Below are 21108 nucleotides of genomic sequence, written 5' to 3'. Positions count from 1 at the left end.
GGCCTGAAACAGGAACCACGGGACCGGCATCAGCCCCACTATATATACAACCCATGTTGGGACGCGTCGGGCGATGGTATTCAGGCGGTCAATCATACCGCCTCGCTCACTTCTTTACGGCACACTGGTTTAGATATCCTTGCTCAGGTCCATCCCTGCGTAAAGATCAGCGACGTCATCTTCATAGCCGTTAAACATCAGTGTGGGCACACGCTTGGAAAACAACCCGCCGCCAATGACCCGCTCGCTCGCTTGGGACCAACGAGGGTGATCGACCTCGGGGTTCACATTACTATAGAAGCCGTATTCCCCTGCATTCGCCTTGTTCCAACTGGTTGGCGGCTGCGTGTCCGTGAGGGTTATCCGCACCACGGATTTGATCGATTTGTAGCCATACTTCCACGGCACCACCAACCGCAGCGGCGCGCCGTTTTGTTTAGGGATGTCCTTGCCGTAGATACCGGTTGCCATAATCGTTAACGGGTGCATCGCTTCATCCAGCCGCAGCCCTTCGACATAGGGCCAGTCGAGCACCTTATACGCGACACCCGGCATTTCATCGGGGCGCAGCGCGGTTTCAAATGACACGTATTTCGCACCTGACTGGACGCCGGCCATAGTCAGCAGGTCGGCCAGCTCGAACCCGTTCCACGGGACCACCATTGACCACGCCTCGACGCAACGGAAACGATAGATACGCTCTTCGATCGTCATCTGTTGCATGATGTCGTCGAACCCATAGGCACCGGGCTTGTCGACCAGCCCGTCAATCTGCACTGTCCAGGGTTCAATCGTCAGACGGTCCGCGTATCTTGCGGGGTCGTCCTTGCCGGTGCCGAATTCATAGTAGTTATTGTAGCTGGTGATATCTTCATAGCTGTTCGGCTCTAGCCCCTCGGGCGCGGCAGAGGCACGGCCTGCCAAACCGGCCAACCCGATCCCCGCCAACGCGCCCCCCATGATCTGACGTCTATTCAGAAACGCACCATGCGGGGTGATGTCTTTGTCCGTTAGCGTGTTGATCCAGCGATAGGCCATAACAGGCGCTCCTTACCAATATACCGGCACAAGCCTACTGCCGGTTAGCGCGCACACCAAACGCAATCCGTTACATTTCAAGGGACACACCGGAATGTCAGCGCACCTCATGCAAACAGGGCCGAGGTTTCCCCCGGCCCTGCCCGTTCAAGTTATCGCACTATATACTGACACTATATACTATGTGCTCAGTGGACCGTCGCCTCGTCCGGTTTCGCGCGATTGCTGGCAGCAACGCGGTCGCCGATGATCAGCCCCTCGGCACCGGCGTGTACCGGAATGAGATCCCCGTCCAGCACATCACCAGCCAGGATCATCTCTGCCAACGGATCTTGCAGTGCTCGCTGGATCACCCGTTTCAAAGGACGCGCCCCGAACACCGGATCATAGCCTTCGTCGGCCAGCCATTTGCGCGCCGCGTCGTCCAGATCCAACCCGATCTTACGACCAGCAAGTCGTTTGAGCAGACGGTTCATCTGGATATCGACGATCCCCGCCATGTCGCCACGTGCAAGACGGTCAAAGATCACCGTTTCATCCAGACGATTCAAGAATTCGGGGCGGAAGTGGGCCCGCACCGCATCCATCACATCCCGTTTCGCCTGCGCCATATCACCCGCTTCCGGAAGCTGGCTCAGCGCTTGGGCACCAAGGTTGCTGGTCAGCACAATCAACGTCTGCTTGAAGTCGACCTTGCGGCCCTGACCATCGGTTAACACGCCATCATCCAAGACCTGCAACAGGACGTTGAACACATCGGGGTGCGCCTTTTCCACCTCGTCGAACAGCACGACCTGATAAGGGCGACGCCGCACGGCTTCGGTCAATACACCGCCTTCGTCGTAACCGACATAGCCCGGAGGCGCACCGATCAGGCGGGCCACGGCGTGTTTCTCCATAAACTCCGACATGTCGATCCGCACCATTGCGTTCTCGTCGTCGAACAGGAATTCGGCCACGGCCTTGGTCAGCTCGGTTTTACCCACGCCTGTTGGGCCAAGGAACAGGAAGCTGCCCAAGGGGCGTGCCTCGTCGTTCAGGCCAGCACGCGCACGGCGGACTGCGTTCGACACCGCCTTGACCGCCTGGTTTTGGCCAATTACGCGATTGTGCAACTGGTCTTCCATCCGCAGCAGCTTGTCGCGTTCCCCCTCGAGCATGCGGCCAGCTGGAATGCCGGTCCAACGTTCGACCACACTGGCGATCTGATCAGGGCGCACGGCCTCTTCGACCATGACGTCGGCTTCGTTCTCCTCGGCCTCGCCCAGTTTACGTTCGAGTTGAGGGATCACACCATAAGAAAGCTCACCCGCTTTGGCGAGGTTGCCTTCGCGCTTGGCAATCTCCAGCTCGGCACGAGCGCGGTCCAACTGCTCTTTCAGCTCGCGCGCGCCCTCAAGGCGATCGCGTTCGCCCTGCCACTGCGCCGTCATTGCGTCTGCTTTTTCCTGCAGATCACCCAGCTCTTTCTCCAGCTTGTCCAACCGGTCCTTGCTGGCGGCGTCGTCCTCTTTCTTCAATGCCTCCGCTTCGATCTGCAGCTGCATGATCTGGCGGTCCAGCGCGTCCAGCTCTTCGGGCTTGCTGTCGACCTCCATCCGCAGACGGCTGGCCGCCTCGTCCATCAAGTCGATGGCCTTGTCGGGCAAGAAGCGGTCCGTGATATAGCGGTGCGACAGAGTGGCCGCGGCAACAAGCGCAGAGTCACTGATCCGCACACCGTGGTGCAGCTCATACTTCTCTTTGATACCCCGCAAGATCGATATGGTGTCCTCGACCGTAGGTTCACTCACCATGACAGGCTGGAACCGACGGGCCAAAGCCGCGTCTTTCTCTACGTATTTACGGTATTCATCCAAGGTCGTCGCACCAACGCAGTGCAATTCCCCCCGCGCCAAGGCAGGCTTGATCAGATTGGCAGCATCCATTGCACCATCAGCCTTACCGGCACCGACCAGCGTGTGCATCTCGTCGATAAACAAGATCACCTCGCCTGCGGCTTCAGTCACTTCGGTCAGGACGGCTTTCAACCGCTCCTCGAATTCACCACGATATTTCGCGCCGGCAATCAATGCGCCCATGTCCAGCGCCAGCAGCCGTTTGTTGCGCAGCGATTCAGGGACGTCCCCATCAACGATACGCAGCGCAAGTCCTTCGGCGATAGCAGTCTTACCCACCCCCGGCTCACCAATCAGCACCGGATTATTCTTCGTGCGGCGGCTCAAGACCTGCATGGCGCGGCGAATTTCCTCGTCCCGGCCAATGATCGGGTCGATTTTCCCTTCGCGGGCACGTTCGGTCAGATCCAGACTATACTTCTTAAGCGCTTCATACCCGTCTTCGGCACTGGCGCTATCAGCCGTGCGCCCTTTCCGGATATCATTGATGGCTGCGTTCAGGCCCTGCGCGGTGACTTTGCCCGCGACCAATGCGTCCTTGGCACCGGATTTGACCATGGCAAGCGCCATCAGCACGCGTTCTACCGGTACAAAGCTATCGCCTGCTTTTTTCGCAAGCGCCTCTGCTTCGGCCAAAACTTTGGCTGTGGTATTATCCAGATAGACCTGTGCCGCATCGCCTGACACCTTTGGCAACTTACCCAAAGAGAGTGTCAGCGTTTCGGTAACGCGCGCGTGATTGCCACCCGCAGCGGCAATCAGATTGCTTGCCAGCCCTTGGTCGTCATCCAACAACGCTTTTAATAAATGCTCCGGCGTCAGCCGCTGGTGGCTTTCACGCGTCGCGATTGTTTGCGCAGCCTGAATGAAGCCGCGCGACCGTTCTGTAAACTTGCTCAAGTCCATGAGCTTCTCCTTTTCTCAAAGCGACCACGGGTGAGACGCCTGCTTGGCAGCACGCCATTGTGTGATCCTCGTACTAGAATTTGGGGACAGGCAGGGTCGGCTTCAAGAGAAGGCGCTCACAAAAACGTCAACAAAAATAACGCGCACTGAGGCAATATTTGAACGAATGATGAAAATTAACCACATCGCGAAGTCATTGGATTCGCAGCAAAAAATACAGTTTCGCAAAATTCCGCTTGTGGCAATAGGCAATCAAATAAAAGTTAATTGACTGTTTTTAATGGAAAATTTATATTTATCCACAAGGGTAGCGATGAGAGATGGAACTTTTTAGTCACACCCACGTTGTACCGGCAGAGAATGACAAAGCCGATCGAGCCAAGTTTAATCAGTACAACAAGTTTTGAGGTACGAACATGCAGACGCGCCAAATCCAGATGAACGACGTTATCTACAACGCGACAGAGCAATGCTTCGAGGCACTTGTCACTGTTCATGATGGCGATCGCTCCCGGAGATATGCTTGCGCAATCAATGCGCCCATGACAATGTCATTTGATCAGGCCGCCGAAGGGCTGACCAGACAGGCAGAACGTCGGCACATGGGCCGCGGCGGCATGCATTCGGAAATTCGCAACATCAAACCATCGCCCCGCAGCGGTCGCCCACGGTTCGACCCCAAGGCCTGGTTGCAATCTGTTGCAAAGCTCAACGGCCACCGCGCCGCTTGAAGTTCAGTTTCGGCGGAACTGCCTGTGCGCCCGTCCCGGCGCATGTCCCGCCCGATCCAGAGACTCCTGCCTGCCTGCACGTCTCTGACACTTGCCCGGACAGCCCTTGTGCTGCCCGGGCTTTTTTGTACCCATCGCGAGGTGTTTGCGTAGACACGAGAGTATGAACGCCGTAAGCCTCCGGCGTTTGTCCAATTTCATTCCTATCGGAGTTCGCCCCATGTCAGATGACCGCCTGATCGTCGCCCTTGATGTTCCCCATGCTGTTGCCGGCCTTGAGCTCGCGAACAAACTTGGCGACACGGTGAGCTTTTACAAAATCGGGCTGGGAATGCTGACAGGCGGCGGCATGGCGCTGGCAAATGAGCTCATCCAAGAGCATGGCAAACGCATCTTTCTGGATATGAAACTTTTTGACATCAGCGCGACCGTCGAAGCCGCGGTACGGGGCCTTGCGCAGTTTGATCTGGATTTCCTGACTGTTCACGGCGACCCCCATGTGGTGCGCGCCGCGATGCAGGGTGCCGCGGGGTCGCGCACCAAAATTCTCGCAGTGACAATTCTGACGTCGCTGGACCGGAACGATCTGGACGCCGCTATGATCCAGGCGGGCGACATTCCCGATCTGGTACAAACCCGGGCCGGTCGCGCACTGGATGCAGGCGCCGACGGGGTCATCGCTTCCCCTCAAGAAGCCGCGCTGATCCGCGCCCTGCCAGAGGCAAAAGGCAAGCTGATCGTAACCCCCGGCGTACGCCCGACCGGTGCGGCTCTTGGCGATCAAAAACGGGTCGCGACGCCGGGCCAAGCGATCAAGGATGGCGCGGATCATATCGTCGTCGGCCGCCCGATCTGGCAAGCCGAAGACCCCGCAGCCGCCGCCCGCGCGGTTCTGGCAGAACTGCCCTAACCACCCCTAAATGGCCTCAAACCCGTTTAATAGCGGGCTTGGCCTATGTGATAAATCGGTAACAAACCCAAACTCGCTACCGACCAAGCGAAGTTGCGTGTATGTTTTATGACATTCATATGGCAACCTTACTTTGGTGATACTCCCCGACGGACTGGTTCTTCCTGAAGTTCGTCACCTCCCCCCGCTTTAGGCGGGGGTCTTTCTTTTCCCACTCTAAATTTTGCATCCAGCCGCGAACTGACCGCGAACTGACCGCGACGCGTCTGCCCATGGCGCAACGGCACGCAATCGAATAGACTTGCCTTAACCTTCCCTTAACCCCATTTATTCGCCATGCCCGCACTCTGCCGTGACTGCCTGTCCGAAATCACGCCTGCCCGCCGGTGCTCTGCCTGCGGCAGCCCGCGCATCACGTCGCATCCCGAATTATTTGACCTCTCCATCGCCCATATGGATTGCGATGCTTTTTATGCGTCGGTGGAAAAGCGTGACAACCCAGCCCTGAACGGTAAACCCGTGATCATCGGCGGCGGACGGCGCGGCGTGGTATCGACCGCTTGCTATATCGCACGGGTCAAAGGGGTTCGATCCGCCATGCCGATGTTTCAGGCGCTCAAGCTCTGCCCCGAAGCGGTCATCATCAAGCCACGCATGGATGCATATGTCGAAGCCTCCCGTGCGATCCGCGCCTTGATGGAAGAGCTCACGCCCGCCCTGCAACCGCTGTCGCTGGACGAGGCATTTCTAGACATGACCGGCACGACCAAGCTGCACGGTGCGCCGCCTGCGATGATGCTCGCGAAGTTGGTGCGCCGGATGAAGGTCGATCTGGGGCTTACCGGCTCTATCGGGCTGTCGCATAACAAGTTTCTGGCCAAGGTCGCCTCTGATCTAGATAAGCCACACGGGTTTTCGGTCATCGGCAAAGGGGAAACGCAGACATTTCTGACCGACAAACCGGTGAGCATGATCTGGGGCGTGGGCGCTGCCACCCTAGGGGCGCTGAACAAGGCGGGCATACGCACCTTTGCTGACCTGCTGCGGTGGGAACGGACCGATCTGATTGCCCGTTTCGGGAGCATGGGCGACCGCCTCTGGCATCTGGCCCGAGGCCAGGACAACCGTCGCGTTTCCGCGCACGAACCGATGAAATCAATTAGCAACGAAACCACCTTTAATGAGGACACCTCGGACCCCGAACTGCTGGACGGTCACCTGTGGCGCATGGCGCAAAAAGTGGCGGACCGCGCAAAGGCCAAAGAGCTTGCGGGGCGCGTTGTCGTGCTCAAGCTGAAGCGTGCCGATTTTTCGCTGATTACGCGGCGGGTGTCTTTGTATGACCCGACGCAACTGGCCGACCGCATTTACCGCACCGCACGCGGGCTTTTTGATCAGCTGGGCGAGCCGGGGCCGTTCCGGCTTCTGGGATGTGGCATTTCCGATCTTAGCGCCGCTGATGGGGCCGACACGGCGGGTGATCTTCTGGACCCCGATGCCGTGCGGCGGGGTCGGGCCGAACGGGCGACCGATGCCATCCGCAACCGGTTCGGGGACAAGGCCATCGTCAAAGGGCGCGCGCTGCGCTGATTATTCCGCCGCGAGCGCAAGACTTTCAGGCCGGATACGCGCGATTTCAGCAACAACGCCGCTCAGTGCTTTTTGGACATCCTCGAAATCGCCATTGGGACGCACCAATGATTCGTTCATATACAGCGATCGGTCCAATTCGACCTGTATAGCGTGCTGCCCCCGCGCCGGACGGCCATAAGCCTGCGTGATATAGGCCCCCGCAAAAGGCGTGTTTCGTGTGACGGTAAAACCCGCCCTCGAAAAAGCGGCTTCGATTTGATCAACAACATCGCTACCGGCAGCTGCGCCAAACCGGTCGCCCAACACAACATCGGGCCGCTTGAGCCCCATCCGCGCCACCCCTTCCATCGCCTCATGCGGCATGGAATGGCAATCTACGAGGATCGCCTGGCCGTGATCCGCGCGGGCGTCGTTCAGCAGGCTTTGCAGCATATCGTGATACGGCACCCAATACGCCGCGATTCGCTCTCGGGCTTCGTCGAGCGTCAATTTGCCCTGATAAATCGACCGCCCATTCGCCACAACGCGCGGGATAACGCCCAAACCCGAGGCCACTCGCGGGTTATGCGCCTGCCGGCGCACCCCCTCAATCAAGGCCGGGTCCAGTTCGTCTCGCGACCGGTTCAGGTCAAGGAACGCCCGCGGGGCTCCCGCCATCAAGAACGGTGCCCCGAAATGCGGGGCGGATTTGAACAAAAGATCAACAAACGCGTCCTCTGACGAGCGGATGCTATGCCCGTCCAACACCGTGGACCGCAGGAAGGAAAAGCTGTAATTCCGACCCGAATGGGGCGACGCGAACACCGCGCAGGAACGGGCTTGATCGGGGCGAACGACTTCGTAAGGAATGTGTGGCATTGTTGCACCTTTCAAAAATGAACATAGCGCATGTTTTTACAAAGCCAAAACCCCTTGATCATGCCTGCGACTCTATTTATAGACCCCGCTACCGGTGCAGATATTTCGTGCCCTGATTTGGTTCGGGGTGCAAATTTTGTGCTACATAGGGGGTGATTAGCTCAGCGGTAGAGCACTTCGTTGACATCGAAGGGGTCACTGGTTCGATCCCAGTATCGCCCACCACCTAATTCATGGCTCAGCATTCGCTGAGCTGCCCGCAACCCGGCGCTGGCCCGCGCCACGACACAGGAGAAAGACCATGAAGGTTCGCAATTCGCTCCGCTCGCTCAAGAATCGGCATCGTGACTGCCGCGTTGTGCGTCGCAAAGGCCGCGTTTACGTAATCAACAAAACACAGCGCCGTTTCAAAGCCCGTCAGGGTTAAGCTTCGCGCGCATTTGATTAAAAGCCGCTCCTTCGGGGGCGGCTTTTTTCGTTTGGTCTGACGGAACATGCCACGCCCTGCGCCGCCACCCCGGCCATTCGCGGCTGGCCCCTTGCGATCCCCCCAATACCCCCTAGGTTCATCCTTAACTTCAAAAGATGAACTGAAAGGGATCTTATGACCGATCTGCCCGACTACACCCCGCCCGCCGTATGGGAGTGGGAACCCGGTAACGGCGGCAAATTCGCCAATATTAACCGGCCCGTCGCAGGCCCAACCGCAGACAAAGAGCTGCCAGTCGGCGAACACCCCTATCAGCTCTACTCCCTCGCGACGCCCAATGGTGTCAAAGTCACCGTGCTGCTCGAAGAACTGCTGGCTGCGGGCCACAAAGGCGCCGAATATGACGCTTGGTTGATCAACATCGGCGAAGGCGACCAATTCGGGTCCGGCTTTGTCGAGATCAACCCGAACTCTAAAATCCCCGCGATGATGGACCGGTCCGGCGATGCGCCACAGCGCTTGTTCGAATCCGGTTCGATCATGCTGCATCTGGCCGAGAAGTTTGACGCATTCATCCCCAAAAACCCAAGCCAGCGCACCGAATGCATGTCTTGGCTGTTCTGGCAGATGGGCAGTGCACCCTATCTCGGCGGCGGCTTTGGCCACTTCTACGCCTATGCGCCGGTCAAGATTAAATACTGCATCGACCGCTTCGCGATGGAAACGAAGCGTCAGCTGGACGTGTTGGACCGGCATCTGGCCGATAACGAATATATGGCGGGCGAGTATTCGATTGCGGATATGGCGATCTGGGCTTGGTATGGTCAGCTGGTTCTGGGCCGACTTTATGATGCGGCTGAATTCCTGAACGTCGACTCTTATGAAAACCTGATGAAATGGGCCAAGAAGATCGATGCGCGCCCTGCCGTGACGCGTGGCCGTATGGTTAACCGCCCCTTCGGTGAACCCGAAATGCAGCTGCACGAACGTCACGACGCCAGCGATTTCGACACCAAGACCCAAGACAAGATCGGCGACTAAACGGCCGCGTCTTGCCGTCCCTGTGCGGCAAGACGCTTATCCTATAAATACAGTCAAGTATTGCTTGATGTATGACCTCAAATCTGTTTCTTACTCTTTTTATAAGTTTTACACAGATGGAGGTCACCTTATGACTTTTACGAAAACCACGTTCACGGCTGCCTTGTTGGCAACGGTTGCCCTACCCGCTTTTGCAGAAGGTCAGCTGAACCTCTATTCTGCACGTCACTACGACACTGACGAGCGTCTGTATTCAGACTTTACCGAGCAAACCGGCATCACCATCAACCGCATCGAAGGCAAAGCAGACGAGCTGCTGGCCCGTGTGGCTGCCGAGGGCGCGAACTCTCCTGCGGACGTACTGATCACCGTCGACACAAGCCGCCTGAGCCGCGCCAAGGAAATGGGCCTGCTGCAATCCGTTGACAGCGACATTCTGGAAGAGCGTATCCCAGGCAATCTGCAAGACGCCGACAACGAATGGTTCGGCTTTTCGCAGCGCGCGCGGATCATTTTTTACAGCAAGGATGCCGTAGACAACCCGCCGCAAACCTATCTGGACCTCGCCGACCCGACCTATGAGGGTCAGGTTTGCATCCGCTCCTCCACCAACTCTTATAACCAGACTTTGCTGGCCGCTTTGGTTACGCACCACGGCGAAGAAAAAGCGACCGAATGGGCGCAGGGCGTTGTGAACAACATGGCACGCGCTCCACAGGGCGGCGACACCGACCAGCTGCGTGGTCTGGTTTCGGGCGAATGCGAAGTCTCCGTCTCGAACTCCTACTATTTTGCCCGTGCCATCCGCACCGAAGTAGACGGGCTGAGCGCCGATCTGGATAAAATCGGTTTGGTCTTCCCCGATCAGGATGGCAACGGCGCGCATATGAACCTGTCCGGTGCTGGCGTTGCAGCCAATGCGCCAAACCGCGACAACGCGGTTAAATTTCTCGAGTATCTGGCCTCCGACAGCGCGCAATCCTACTTCTCTGCGGGGAACGACGAATTCCCCGCCGTCGAAGGTGTAGAGCTTGCGGAATCCGTCGAGAAGCTGGGCACGTTCAAAGCAGACGAAGTGAACCTGTCAGAAGTGGCTAAGAACATCCCGACAGCACAGAAAATCTTTAACGCGGTTGGCTGGGAGTAATCCCAGCCTGCCACGGCAGAGACACGACATCGAACCGCATCGGCCACTGGCCGGTGCGGTTTTTTTCATGGGCAAAGCAATTTGTTTATTTCTGCCGCCCAACCTGCCGGCAGATCAGGATGACCGGAAGCAGCCCCATCGCCACGATCACAAGGCTCGGCACCGCAGCTCCGTCTAGGCGTTCGTCACTGGCCAGCCGGTAGGCCTGCACCGCAAGCGTGTCGTAGTTGAACGGCCGCATGATCAGCGTTGCAGGCAGCTCTTTCATCACATCGACAAAGACGATCAACAGCGCGGTCAGCAGGCTTGGCGACAGGATCGGTAGATGCACACGGCGCAGCGTGCCGACAGGGGTTTCCCCCAGCGACCGTGCTGCGGAATCCATATTGGCATGCACCATCGCCTGCCCGCCCTCATACGCGCCCAATGCGGCCGCAAGGAAGCGCACCATATAGGCGGCGACCAAAAGCCAGATCGACCCCGTCACGAGTAGGCCGGTCGAAATGTCAAAGGTGCTGCGCATCCATGCGTCAAGCTGGTTATCGAATGTCGCAAAGGGCACCATCAGCCCCACCGCGATCACCCCGCCCGGCACCGCATAGCCAAGACGTGCAATATACCCCGCCCCAAAGGACAGCTTGCCCGGACGTAGCCGCTGAAAGAACCCCACGCAGACCGCCGCGGCCACGGTCAGCACCGCAGCCACCCCCGCCAGCGTGGCAGAGTTACGGATGAAGCCCAGATAGCGCGGGCTGAGCAGGTCCTGCTCTGACCCTGTGCCCATCCAGATCAGTACAATAACCGGCAGGATCGCACCAAAGATCACGGGTATGCCGCAGGCCAACAGCGCCGCAGCAGCACGCCAGCCTGTCAGCGGCACCGGAGGCATGGCCACGGCACGGCGGGCCGGATCATGGTACTTCGCCTTGCCACGCTGAATGCGCTCAAGCATCGCGAGCAGCAGCGCAAAGCTGAGCAAGCACAGCGCGAGCTGCGCCGCACCGGCGCGGTCGAACAGGGAGAACCAGCTGGTGTAGATCCCGGTGGCAAAAGTCTGCACCCCAAAATAGGCGACGGTCCCGAAATCGGCGATCGTCTCCATCACCGTCAGCAGGACGCCTGCGGCAATCGCAGGACGCGCCAGCGGCAGGCTGACCTTAAAGAACGCAGCCCATGCACTGCTGCCCAATGCACGCGCTGCCAGAAACGTCGTGGCGGATTGCTGCAAGAAGGCCGCACGCGCCAGCAGGTAGACATAGGGGTAAAGCACCAGCACCAACATCAGCGCCGCCCCCCCCAAAGACCGTATCTCGGGGAACCAGTAATCGCGCGGGCCCCAGCCTGTCACGTCGCGCAGAACGGTCTGCACAATGCCCGGATGGTCAAGGATATGCGTATAGGCATAGGCCAACACATAGGCAGGAAAAGCCAGCGGCAGCACCAGCGCGATCTCAAGCACGCGCGCACCGGGAAAGCGGGTCATGGTGACCAGCCACGCGGTCCCGACGCCCAAGGCAAAGGTCCCCATCGCGACCATTGCCACCAAGAGCAGCGTCGTGCCAGCATAGCCGAGCAGAACAGTATCAATCAGATGGCGCACCGTATCGGTGCCTCCGACCAATGCAGCCAGCAGCACGGCAATCATCGGCAAGGCACAGGTCGCTGCAATCGCGACGGCAACCCCCGCCAGCAAACGCACGCCATCGCGCGATTTTTTCACGGCGGCGGGGCTTGTATTTATATCCTGTGTCGTCATTCGATTGGTTTCGACTAATTCAGTCGGAAATACCAGCGGGATGACTGAAAATTGTACCGCCGCCCCATGCGCAAAGGCGTGATCTTGCCTTTGTGGCCTGTTTCACGCCGGACACCGGCGCGATTTAGTCATAGCTACGCTGGTCTTCGATCACCAAGCCATCATTCGGCAGGCTTCCGGGGGCGGCCAGCACGACCTTACCCTTCAGTTTGAGCAGCGCCGCGACAGAGGCACCGTAGGCTTCGGTATCGTCGCCTGTCGTCTCAAGGTGGACCGTCATCACGTCTTGTTCGTTGGCGCGGCTTGCCACAACACGGGCCTTAGTTACCTCGGGGTGCTGCGCGACAAGGGCGGCGACCTGTTCGGGGCGCACGAACATCCCCTTGATTTTGGTGGTCTGATCGGCACGGCCCATCCAGCCCTTGATCCGCATATTGGTACGACCGCAGGGCGACGCCCCCGGCAAAACCGCACTCAGATCTCCTGTCGCGAAACGGATCAACGGGTAATCAGGGTTCAACGTGGTCACCACGACCTCGCCTACGTCACCGGGTGCGACGGGCGTACCCGTACCGGGGGTCACGATCTCGACGATTACATTCTCGTCCACGATCATGCCCTCTGCGGCGGGGCTTTCATAAGCGATGTTTCCCAAATCGGCTGTGGCATAGCTTTGCAAACAGGTTATGCCGCGCTGCGCATAATAGTCGCGCAGGGATGGGAACAACGCACCGCCACCAACGGCGGCTTTGGTGATGCCAAGCGTCACCCCCATCTCATCCGCTTTTTCGAGAATGATCTTGAGGTAATCTGGCGTGCCGGCATAGGCGGTCGTGCCGATATCGCGCGCGGCGATCACCTGCAGTTCGGTCTGGCCGGTGCCCGCAGGCAGTACCGCCGCCCCCACAGCCCGCGAACCGGATTCAAAGATCATGCCCGCAGGTGTCAGATGATAGCCAAAGCAGTTCTGGACAATGTCGCCCGCGCCGATCCCCACCGCATGCAGGAACCGCCCCATACGCCACCAGTCTGGCGCGTCGGACGAGGGTTCGTAAATCGGGCCGGGAGACTGGAAGATATGGGTAAATGCATGAGCGGGTTTGGTCGTGAAACCGCCAAAGGGTGCCGATTGCGCCTGCTGTTTCCCGATCTCGGATTTGCGCAGAACCGGCAGCGCGACCAGCGCCTCAGCATTGGTGATCGTCTCTGGCGCGACCCCGTCCAACGATCCGGCATAGCCCGGCAGCGCCTGCGCCCGTGCGATCTGCGCGGGCAAGGACCGGGCAAGATCAGCCGCCCGTATCTCGGGGCTGCGGGTCTCTAGGCTGTCAAAATAGGACGTCTGTGCCATGTCGCTTACTCGCAATTCATCTGGGTTGTCGGAAATGTAAAACTTGCGGGCCGTGCGCTGGATCAGCTGAGCCAGCGTTTGCGGCGTCTGTAGCTGCGGACATCGCGGAAGGATTTGCGCCCCTCGTCCGACATGCCGAGATAGAACTCCTTAACGTCCTGGTTCTCGCGCAGGTCGGCGGCAGGGCCATCCATCACGACGCGACCGGATTCCAGAATATAGCCGTAATGCGCAAAGCGCAGGGCGACGTTGGTGTTCTGTTCGGCCAGCAAGAAGGTCACGCCTTCGTTTTCATTCACCGATTTGACGATCTCGAAAATCTGTTCGACCAGCTGCGGCGCAAGACCCATCGATGGCTCGTCCAGCAGGATCGTTTCAGGGCGCGACATCAGGGCGCGACCAATGGCGCACATCTGCTGTTCCCCGCCCGAGGTATAGCCCGCCTGTGATTTGCGCCGTTCGCGCAGCCGTGGGAAATAGTCGTACACCATTTCCAGATCACGGGCGATCGCCGCCTTGCCGTCGCTGCGGGTATAGGCACCGGTCAGCAGGTTCTCTTCGATGGTGAGGTGTTCAAAGCAATGCCGCCCCTCCATCACCTGCACGACACCACGTTTCACCATCTCTGCGGGGTCGAGCTTGTGCACTGGATCATTACGGTATTTGATCGACCCTTTGGTGACCTCGCCCCGTTCGGAATGCAGCAGGTTGGAAATCGCCTTGAGCGTCGTGGTCTTGCCCGCGCCATTGCCGCCCAACAGGGCCGTGATACCGCCCTTGGGCACCTTCAGGCTCACGCCCTTCAGCACCAGAATGACCGAGTTATAGATCACCTCGATATTATTGACCTCAAGAAGGGTCTCGACCTGCGCGTCGGGCGTTGGGGTGGCATCCAGCATGGGTGTCTCTTTCACTAGGTGGCGTGGGGGTCGGGCGCGGCAACGATGCCGCCGCGCCCCTGTTCAAGGGCTGTGCTTAGCAGCTGGGTTCGATACCGGATTCCGCGGCAAAGGCCTGGGCATCTTCGGTCACCAGCGGGGCCAGCACGTCTTGGTCCGACTGGATGTAGTCAGTGATCAGGCTCCAGCTGTCGGCAGCGGCATCCCACTGCGCCACAGCACCATAGCCGTTACCGCCGTGGTTTTCACAAGACACCGTGAACTCTGGACCAAAGTTCGGCAGACCCAGATCCGCCATTTTGGCTTCGGTGATTTCCAGTGCTTCCATGCCATCACGCATCTGCGCCGGTGTCAGCGCCTTGGTGTCGTGAATGCCCTGTGCCGTTTTGGCAGCTTCAGCCGCCAGCATCGCCGCATAAAGACCACGGTTATACAAAGCGGTCCCGATCTGGTCGCCCGCGCCTGCTGCTTTACCTGCATCAACAACAAACTTCTGGATGTCGTCGAAGACGGGGAAGTCATCGCCCACATTGTGGAAGGTCAGCGCCTTATAGCCGTTGGCTTTTTCGCCTGCTGGACGCACGTCGTTTTCAGAACCGGACCACCAGATGCCGATGAACTGATCCATCGGATAGCGGATGTTCGCGGCCTCTTGGACGGCGACCTGATTCATCACGCCCCAACCGTACATGATCACGTTGTCCGGCTTTTCACGACGGATCTGCAACCACTGGGATTTCTGTTCCTGACCGGGGTGGTCAACGGGCAACAGCGAAAGTTCGAACCCGTGCTTTTTGCCAAGCTCTTCCAGCGTGCGGATCGGCTCTTTGCCGTAGGCAGAGTTGTGATAGACCAGCGCGATCTTCTTACCCTCAAGGCTGCCACCGTTCAGATCCAGCAAGTGCTTGATCGCGACCGATGCGCCGTCCCAGTAGTTCGCGGGGTAATTAAAGATGTTGCTAAAGACCGACCCGTCTTTGGCCGATGTGCGGCCATAGCCCATCGAGTGGACAGGAATGCCGTCTGCCGTCGCTTTAGGGATCAGCTGGTAGGTGATGCCAGTAGACAGCGGCTGATAGACCAACGCGCCTTCGCCCTTGGTGCTTTCATAGCATTCCACACCTTTTTCGGTGTTATAGCCGGTTTCGCATTCGATCATCCGGATCGGTTCTCCACCGATGCCGCCGTCACGTTCGTTCAGCAACGTAAAATAATCCGCATAACCGTCGGCAAACGGAATGCCATTCGCCGCATAGGGGCCCGTGCGATAGCTGAGCGACGGGAATACAAGCTCTGCCATTGCGGGGCCCGCAGCCAGAGCAGCGCCTAGCGCCAACGTAGTCATCTTCAGTTTCATCGGTGTTTCCTCCCTTGGATGTATCCGATCTTGCCGGGTTGTCCCGGTCGTCTTCTTCGGCCTTGGGTCTCCTCCCCCGCTGGCCATGCCGCCCCCCGCTAGTGCGGGAAGGGCCACAATCTCAGTTTTTCCTTGGCGACACGCCACAGCTGCGCCAGCCCGTGCGGTTCCGCGATCAAGAAAATGATGATCAACCCGCCGACGATCACAAGCTGCAAGTGTGCCACGATATCCGTCGGCCAGCCCAACCAGTCGACACCCACGATTTTCAGCGCCACAGGCAAGAGCACAAGGAACGCGGCCCCGGCAAAGCTGCCAAAGATCGACCCCAGCCCACCGATGATAATCATAAAGAGCACAAGGAATGATTTCTGGATACCAAAGACTTCGCCGACCTCGACCGCGCCGAGATAGACAGAAAAGAACAACGCACCCGAGATGCCGATAAAGAAGGAGCTGACCGCAAAGGCCGTCAATTTTGCCCGCAGCGGGTTCACCCCGATGATCTCGGCCGCGATATCCATGTCACGGATCGCCATCCATTTGCGCCCCACCGACCCGCGGGTCAGGTTGCGCGCCACATAGGCGCTAAAGATCACAAACATTAGGCAGAACAGATAGGTCGCCCAGGCTTGCGTATTCGGTCCGGTGATCTCGATCCCGAAAAAGGTCCGCTCCGGCGCGCTGATCTGGCCCGAGGCAGAGTAGTTGTAGAACCACGGCACACGGTTGAAGAGCCAGACCAAAAAGAACTGCGCCGCCAACGTGGCCACGGCCAGATAGAACCCTTTGATCCGCAGCGATGGCAGGCCGAACAACACGCCGACACAGGCCGTGACCAGACCCGACAACAGCACATGCACCAGCATGCTGACCTCGGGAAAGGCGGTCATGAATTTGTAGCAGGCATAGGCCCCCACAGCCATAAAGCCGCCTGTTCCCAGGCTCACCTGTCCGCAATAGCCCACCAGGATATTCAACCCGATCGCCGCGATGGCGTAGATCAGGAACGGCAGGAACAGCGAGTTCACCCAGTAGTCATTGATCATAAACGGGATCACCGCGATGGCGATGAACAGCACAAAGTAATAGCGATACCGATCAAACTTGATCGGAAACGTCTGGCTGTCTTCCGCATAGGTGGAGCTGAAATCCCCTGATTCACGATAAAGCATCAGATGCGCCCCTCATTCCAAATGGTTTTAAATCCTGGGGCCCGAACCCTACACATTGGCAAAGCCCCGGTCAGGAAGTTGCCAAAACTACACACGCTCAATGATTTTCTCCCCGAACAAGCCCTGCGGACGGAACACCAGAAAGATCAGCGCCAACATGTAAGCAAACCAGTTCTCAGTTGCACCGCCAAGGAAAGGCGCACCGATCAGGAATTCGAACAGTTTCTCACCCACACCAATGATCAAGCCGCCCACGATGGCACCGGGAATAGAGGTGAACCCCCCCAGCATCAGCACCGGCAACGCCTTGAGCGCGATCAGCGAGAGCGAGAATTGAACCCCCGATTTCGTGCCCCACATGATGCCCGCGACAAGGGCGACAAAGCCCGCCAGCGACCACACGAGGATCCAGATAAAGTTCAGCGACACGCCGACCGACAAAGCCGCTTGGTGGTCATCCGCCACAGCGCGCATGGCGCGGCCCTGTTTGGTGTATTGCGCAAACATCACCAGCCCGATCACCAGCAACGCGGCGATAATGCTGGCTACGATATCCAGATTATCAATGAAGAACCCGTAGCCAAAGGCGTTAAAAGTGGTGTCGTCGATCCAGGTGTTCAAACCCTGCGGCAGGCCCACATCCATAGATTTGATGTCGGACCCCCACATCAGATCGCCCACCCCTTCAAGGAAATAGGCCAGACCGATGGTCGCCATGAACAGGATGATCGGCTCTTGCCCGACCAGATGGCGAAACACCAACCGCTGGACCGCATAAGCCAGACCGATCATCACCACCATGGTCAGCAAGATCGCAAGGAACGCCGGTACATGCCATCCGAAATGGTGAATATCCGTGCCTAGGATCGCGTTGATCAGATGGCTGAACGGCACCTGCCCGTCGATGATCCCGGCAAGAGTCAGAGCCGCGAACAGCGCCATCACCCCTTGGGCATAGTTGAAAATACCCGAGGCTTTGTAGATCAGAACAAACCCCAACGCGACCAGTGCATACAGCACGCCCGCCATCAGACCGTTCAGGAACACCTCGATTGTAAAGGCCAGTTGCTCAGGCATATCAGACCCTCCTCATCGCAAAACCAGTGGCAAAATCAGTCATGGGCAACCCCCAGATACGCGTCGATCACGTCTTGATTGTTGCGCACCTCGCTTGGGGTGCCGTCGCCGATCTTCTTGCCGTAATCCATCACAACCACGCGGTCGCTCAGGTCCATCACAACGCCCATGTCATGTTCGATCAGGGCAATCGTCGTGCCGAATTCATCGTTCACATCCAGAATAAAGCGGCTCATGTCCTCTTTCTCCTCGACGTTCATCCCCGCCATCGGTTCGTCCAGGAGCAGGATCGACGGCTCGGCAGCCAGCGCGCGCGCCAGCTCGACACGTTTCTTCAACCCATAAGACAGCCGCGACACGGGCGTTTTACGAATCGCCTGAATCTCAAGGAAATCGATGATCTTTTCGGCGACTTCGCGGTTCGCGGTCTCTTCGCGCTCTGCCTTGCCCTTCCAGATCGACTGCCAGAACATGCCGGTCTTCATATTGGTCAAACGCCCCGTCATAACGTTGTCCAGCACCGACATCCCCTCGAACAGGGCGATGTTCTGGAACGTGCGTGCGATGCCCTGCTGCGCCACCTCGTAAGGTTTCATCGACGGACGTGGGGCCCCCTTGTACCAAACCTCGCCTTCCTGCGGCACATAGAACCCGCTGATCACGTTCAGCATGGATGACTTGCCCGCGCCGTTCGGTCCGATGATGGCGCGAATCTCGCCCTGACGGATATCGAAGGAGATATCCTTGATCGCCTCCACCCCACCGAACCGCAGGGTGATGTTTTTCATTTCCATCACAACGGGGCCAATCTGGCGCCCATCCGCTGTGACATAGCCGTCGGTCATATCTTTCACGCCGCAGCCCCCTTCCAAATGGTCTTAAAATCCACTGCGCAACCGCAGCGCCCGCATGATCCGTTTGATGTCATGCTCATTGCGCGGCCATCTTGCGGGTGTCTGCGAACACCTTGGCGTCGCGCACCTCCAGCGTGGCCGAGATCGACCCCTTGCGCCCGTCTTCATAGGTCACTTCGGTGACCGTGCTGACAGAGGGCGACCCGTCGTAGAGGGCGGTGATGATATCATCGAACTTCTCGCCGATGACCTTGCGACGGACTTTGCGCGTGCGAGTCAGCTCTCCGTCGTCGGCATCAAGTTCCTTGTGCAGCACAACAAAGCGATGCACCTGACAGCCCGACAGCATTTCATCCTCGGCGATAGAGGCGTTGACCTCTTCCACATGGCTCTGGATCGTGTCCATCACCTGCGGATGCCGCGCCAGTTCTTGATAGGACGCATAGCCGATGTTGTTGCGTTCCGCCCAGTTTCCGACCGCGGTCAGGTCGATGTTGATAAAGGCCGTGCAGGCGTCGCGTCCGTTGCCAAACACCACAGCTTCGAGGATGTTGGGGAAGAACTTCAGCTTATTCTCCACGTATTTCGGCGCGAACAGGCTGCCATCGGCCATTTTGCCCACATCCTTGGCCCGGTCGATAATGCGCAGATGGCCCGAGCTTTCCTCGATAAAGCCAGCGTCACCGGTCGCGACCCAACCTTCGGCATCCTTGGTATCTGCGGTGCTCTCGGGGTTTTTGTAATACTCGACGAAAACGCCGGGGCTACGGTAGAAGACTTCGCCATTTTCGGCGATCTTGAGTTCTACGCCGGGGCAGGTCACGCCGACCGTGTCACTACGCACTTCGCCGTCCGGCTGCGCGGTGATAAACACCGTCGCCTCTGTTTGTCCGTAAAGCTGTTTCAAGTTGATCCCGAGCGAGCGATAGAAATCGAAGATCTCCGGCCCGATCGCCTCGCCCGCGGTATAACCGACGCGCACGCGGCTGAGGCCCAGCGTGTTTTTCAGCGGGCCATAGATCATCAGCTCGCCCAGGGCATATTTCGCGCGGTCCATCGCGCCGATGGATTTACCGTCCAGAATGGCGGGGCCCACCTTGCGCGCATGGGCCATGAATTTATCGAACAGCCACTTCTTGAACCGGCTCGCGTCCTCCATCCGGATCATCACCGATGTCAGCTGGGTTTCGAACACGCGCGGCGGCGCAAAGTAGTAGGTCGGGCCGATTTCGCGCAGATCCACGTGCATCGTGTCCGCGCTTTCAGGGCAGTTCGTGCAGAACCCCGTCCACAGCGCCTGCCCGACGGAAAAGATGAAATCCCCCACCCAGGCCATCGGCAGATAGGCCAGAATATCGTCAGTCTGGCGCAGCTTGTCGAAAGCGGAAGAGGATTTGGCTGTCTCGATAATGTTGCGGTTGCTCAGCACCACACCCTTGGGCTTACCCGTGGTGCCAGAGGTATAAAGCATGACGCCCGTGCTGTCGTAGTCCAGCTTGGCCTGACGCGCCTCAAGCTCTTTGATGTGCTTGTCGCGCGCCTTGCGGCCCATGTCCTGAACGGCGCTATATTGGTCCAGCGCGGCGTGATCGTATTTGCGCAAACCGCGCGGATCGAGATAGATCATACGTTCGAACTGGGTCAGCTGGTCTTGAACATCCAGCACCTTGTCGACCTGTTCCTGGTCGCCCACGACGGCAAACCGTGCGCCGCAATGGTCCAGCACATAGGCCATCTCTTCTGCATTGGCGTCCTGATACAATGGCACCGGCACCGCGCCGACCATCTCTGCGGCCATCATGGCCCAATATAGATAGGGGCGGTTGCGACCGATGATGGCAATAAAGTCGCCCTCGTTCGCGCCCAGCTCCAGCAGGCCAAGCGCAAGCGCCTCGACCTCGTCGCGGGTCTGTGCCCACGTCCAGCTTTGCCAGATGCCATATTCCTTTTCGCGATACGCAGGCGCGTTCGCAAATTGCTTTGCATTACGATGCAGCAGCGCCGGAACCGATTGCGGTCCGTCGGCGCTCACGAGCGTGTGAGCCAAATGTCTTCCTCCCAAACCCTGCTCTTTTTCGGCAGGTCGA

At 58.5% G+C, this 21108-nt stretch carries 18 protein-coding genes and 1 tRNA gene (1 of these 19 only partly in view); 7 read left to right on the top strand and 12 right to left on the bottom strand.

All coding sequences use genetic code 11. The features are described 5' to 3' along the window. The 3 genes from msrQ to clpB all read right to left on the bottom strand — a co-directional run. A protein-coding gene (msrQ, locus tag GLP52_RS13795; protein ID WP_093734053.1) for a protein-methionine-sulfoxide reductase heme-binding subunit MsrQ crosses the window boundary here: on the bottom strand, positions 1-96 show its 5' end (the start). 489 nt of this gene lie to the left of the window's left edge; 96 of the gene's 585 nt are visible here — the first part of the coding sequence; it begins with the start codon at positions 94-96; its stop codon lies beyond the left edge, outside the window. Between the two features lie 33 nt (positions 97-129). After that, positions 130-1038 (bottom strand): protein-methionine-sulfoxide reductase catalytic subunit MsrP, encoded by a 909-nt coding sequence (gene msrP, locus GLP52_RS13790; RefSeq protein ID WP_237271133.1) that lies wholly within the window; start codon positions 1036-1038, stop codon positions 130-132. 188 nt (positions 1039-1226) lie between these two features. After that, entirely contained in the window at positions 1227-3842 is a 2616-nt protein-coding gene (gene clpB / locus GLP52_RS13785) for an ATP-dependent chaperone ClpB (protein ID WP_237271132.1), read from the bottom strand. 542 nt (positions 3843-4384) lie between these two features. On the opposite strand from clpB, the gene GLP52_RS13780 reads away from it, so the two are divergent. The 3 genes from GLP52_RS13780 (at position 4385) to GLP52_RS13770 (ending at position 7073) form a co-directional block, all read left to right on the top strand. Then, entirely contained in the window at positions 4385-4573 is a 189-nt protein-coding gene (locus tag GLP52_RS13780) for a hypothetical protein (protein WP_237273573.1), read from the top strand. A gap of 220 nt (positions 4574-4793) precedes the next feature. Further along, positions 4794-5483: an orotidine-5'-phosphate decarboxylase gene (gene pyrF / locus GLP52_RS13775; RefSeq protein ID WP_093734057.1), complete on the top strand. Its 690-nt coding sequence runs from the start codon at positions 4794-4796 to the stop codon at positions 5481-5483. A gap of 336 nt (positions 5484-5819) precedes the next feature. Continuing rightward, positions 5820-7073, top strand: a complete 1254-nt coding sequence (locus tag GLP52_RS13770; protein ID WP_237271130.1) for a DNA polymerase IV — start codon at positions 5820-5822, stop codon at positions 7071-7073. Here GLP52_RS13770 and GLP52_RS13765 read toward each other — a convergent pair whose 3' ends face one another. Beyond that, positions 7074-7934, bottom strand: coding sequence for an N-formylglutamate amidohydrolase (locus GLP52_RS13765; RefSeq protein ID WP_237271129.1), 861 nt, complete (start codon positions 7932-7934; stop codon positions 7074-7076). A gap of 150 nt (positions 7935-8084) precedes the next feature. Between GLP52_RS13765 and GLP52_RS13760 the strand changes: the two genes are divergently transcribed. The 4 genes from GLP52_RS13760 to GLP52_RS13745 all read left to right on the top strand — a co-directional run bounded on the left by GLP52_RS13760 (position 8085) and on the right by GLP52_RS13745 (position 10552). Continuing rightward, a tRNA-Val gene (locus GLP52_RS13760) sits at positions 8085-8159 on the top strand. Positions 8160-8235: 76 nt separating this feature from the next. Then, entirely contained in the window at positions 8236-8361 is a 126-nt protein-coding gene (ykgO, locus tag GLP52_RS13755; protein WP_005850168.1) for a type B 50S ribosomal protein L36, read from the top strand. A gap of 177 nt (positions 8362-8538) precedes the next feature. Next, complete coding sequence (gene yghU, locus GLP52_RS13750; RefSeq protein ID WP_093734061.1) at positions 8539-9405, top strand: glutathione-dependent disulfide-bond oxidoreductase; 867 nt, start codon at positions 8539-8541, stop codon at positions 9403-9405. Between the two features lie 130 nt (positions 9406-9535). Next, the gene (locus GLP52_RS13745) at positions 9536-10552 is read left to right on the top strand and encodes a Fe(3+) ABC transporter substrate-binding protein (protein ID WP_237271128.1); all 1017 of its coding nucleotides are present in this window, start codon (positions 9536-9538) and stop codon (positions 10550-10552) included. 85 nt (positions 10553-10637) lie between these two features. Here GLP52_RS13745 and GLP52_RS13740 read toward each other — a convergent pair whose 3' ends face one another. The 8 genes from GLP52_RS13740 to GLP52_RS13705 all read right to left on the bottom strand — a co-directional run bounded on the left by GLP52_RS13740 (position 10638) and on the right by GLP52_RS13705 (position 21068). Further along, positions 10638-12308 carry an ABC transporter permease gene (locus GLP52_RS13740; RefSeq protein ID WP_093734063.1) on the bottom strand — a complete coding sequence of 557 codons (1671 nt, stop codon included), beginning with the start codon at positions 12306-12308 and terminating at the stop codon, positions 10638-10640. A gap of 124 nt (positions 12309-12432) precedes the next feature. Further along, on the bottom strand, positions 12433-13659 hold the full coding sequence (locus GLP52_RS13735; RefSeq protein ID WP_237271127.1) for a phenylacetate--CoA ligase family protein: 1227 nt from the start codon (positions 13657-13659) through the stop codon (positions 12433-12435). A gap of 62 nt (positions 13660-13721) precedes the next feature. Then, positions 13722-14558: an ABC transporter ATP-binding protein gene (locus tag GLP52_RS13730; RefSeq protein WP_037942846.1), complete on the bottom strand. Its 837-nt coding sequence runs from the start codon at positions 14556-14558 to the stop codon at positions 13722-13724. Positions 14559-14634: 76 nt separating this feature from the next. Then, positions 14635-15915: an ABC transporter substrate-binding protein gene (locus GLP52_RS13725; RefSeq protein ID WP_093734066.1), complete on the bottom strand. Its 1281-nt coding sequence runs from the start codon at positions 15913-15915 to the stop codon at positions 14635-14637. A gap of 98 nt (positions 15916-16013) precedes the next feature. Further along, complete coding sequence (locus tag GLP52_RS13720; RefSeq protein WP_237271126.1) at positions 16014-17090, bottom strand: branched-chain amino acid ABC transporter permease; 1077 nt, start codon at positions 17088-17090, stop codon at positions 16014-16016. Between the two features lie 87 nt (positions 17091-17177). Beyond that, positions 17178-18167 (bottom strand): branched-chain amino acid ABC transporter permease, encoded by a 990-nt coding sequence (locus tag GLP52_RS13715; RefSeq protein ID WP_005850184.1) that lies wholly within the window; start codon positions 18165-18167, stop codon positions 17178-17180. 35 nt (positions 18168-18202) lie between these two features. Then, complete coding sequence (locus GLP52_RS13710) at positions 18203-19012, bottom strand: ABC transporter ATP-binding protein (RefSeq protein WP_237272617.1); 810 nt, start codon at positions 19010-19012, stop codon at positions 18203-18205. A gap of 85 nt (positions 19013-19097) precedes the next feature. After that, positions 19098-21068: an AMP-binding protein gene (locus GLP52_RS13705; protein ID WP_237271125.1), complete on the bottom strand. Its 1971-nt coding sequence runs from the start codon at positions 21066-21068 to the stop codon at positions 19098-19100. Between the last annotated feature and the right edge of the window lie 40 nt (positions 21069-21108).

It is taken from the genome of Sulfitobacter sp. M22 (assembly GCF_021736025.1).
GTDB classification, from domain to species: domain Bacteria; phylum Pseudomonadota; class Alphaproteobacteria; order Rhodobacterales; family Rhodobacteraceae; genus Sulfitobacter; species Sulfitobacter litoralis.
Note: the sequence above shows the minus strand (reverse complement) of the source record. Positions and strands in the feature narration are given on the sequence as shown.

Coding starts and splice junctions, on each gene's coding strand:
- GLP52_RS13740 (WP_093734063.1), bottom strand. CDS start 12,308: ATGACGACACAGGATATAAATACAAGCCCCGCCGCCGTGAAAAAATCG.
- GLP52_RS13780 (WP_237273573.1), top strand. CDS start 4,385: ATGACAATGTCATTTGATCAGGCCGCCGAAGGGCTGACCAGACAGGCA.
- GLP52_RS13715 (WP_005850184.1), bottom strand. CDS start 18,167: ATGCCTGAGCAACTGGCCTTTACAATCGAGGTGTTCCTGAACGGTCTG.
- pyrF (WP_093734057.1), top strand. CDS start 4,794: ATGTCAGATGACCGCCTGATCGTCGCCCTTGATGTTCCCCATGCTGTT.
- yghU (WP_093734061.1), top strand. CDS start 8,539: ATGACCGATCTGCCCGACTACACCCCGCCCGCCGTATGGGAGTGGGAA.
- GLP52_RS13745 (WP_237271128.1), top strand. CDS start 9,536: ATGACTTTTACGAAAACCACGTTCACGGCTGCCTTGTTGGCAACGGTT.
- GLP52_RS13720 (WP_237271126.1), bottom strand. CDS start 17,090: ATGCTTTATCGTGAATCAGGGGATTTCAGCTCCACCTATGCGGAAGAC.
- msrP (WP_237271133.1), bottom strand. CDS start 1,038: ATGGCCTATCGCTGGATCAACACGCTAACGGACAAAGACATCACCCCG.
- ykgO (WP_005850168.1), top strand. CDS start 8,236: ATGAAGGTTCGCAATTCGCTCCGCTCGCTCAAGAATCGGCATCGTGAC.
- GLP52_RS13765 (WP_237271129.1), bottom strand. CDS start 7,934: ATGCCACACATTCCTTACGAAGTCGTTCGCCCCGATCAAGCCCGTTCC.
- GLP52_RS13710 (WP_237272617.1), bottom strand. CDS start 19,012: ATGACCGACGGCTATGTCACAGCGGATGGGCGCCAGATTGGCCCCGTT.
- GLP52_RS13770 (WP_237271130.1), top strand. CDS start 5,820: ATGCCCGCACTCTGCCGTGACTGCCTGTCCGAAATCACGCCTGCCCGC.
- GLP52_RS13725 (WP_093734066.1), bottom strand. CDS start 15,915: ATGAAACTGAAGATGACTACGTTGGCGCTAGGCGCTGCTCTGGCTGCG.
- GLP52_RS13730 (WP_037942846.1), bottom strand. CDS start 14,558: ATGCTGGATGCCACCCCAACGCCCGACGCGCAGGTCGAGACCCTTCTT.
- clpB (WP_237271132.1), bottom strand. CDS start 3,842: ATGGACTTGAGCAAGTTTACAGAACGGTCGCGCGGCTTCATTCAGGCT.
- GLP52_RS13735 (WP_237271127.1), bottom strand. CDS start 13,659: ATGGCACAGACGTCCTATTTTGACAGCCTAGAGACCCGCAGCCCCGAG.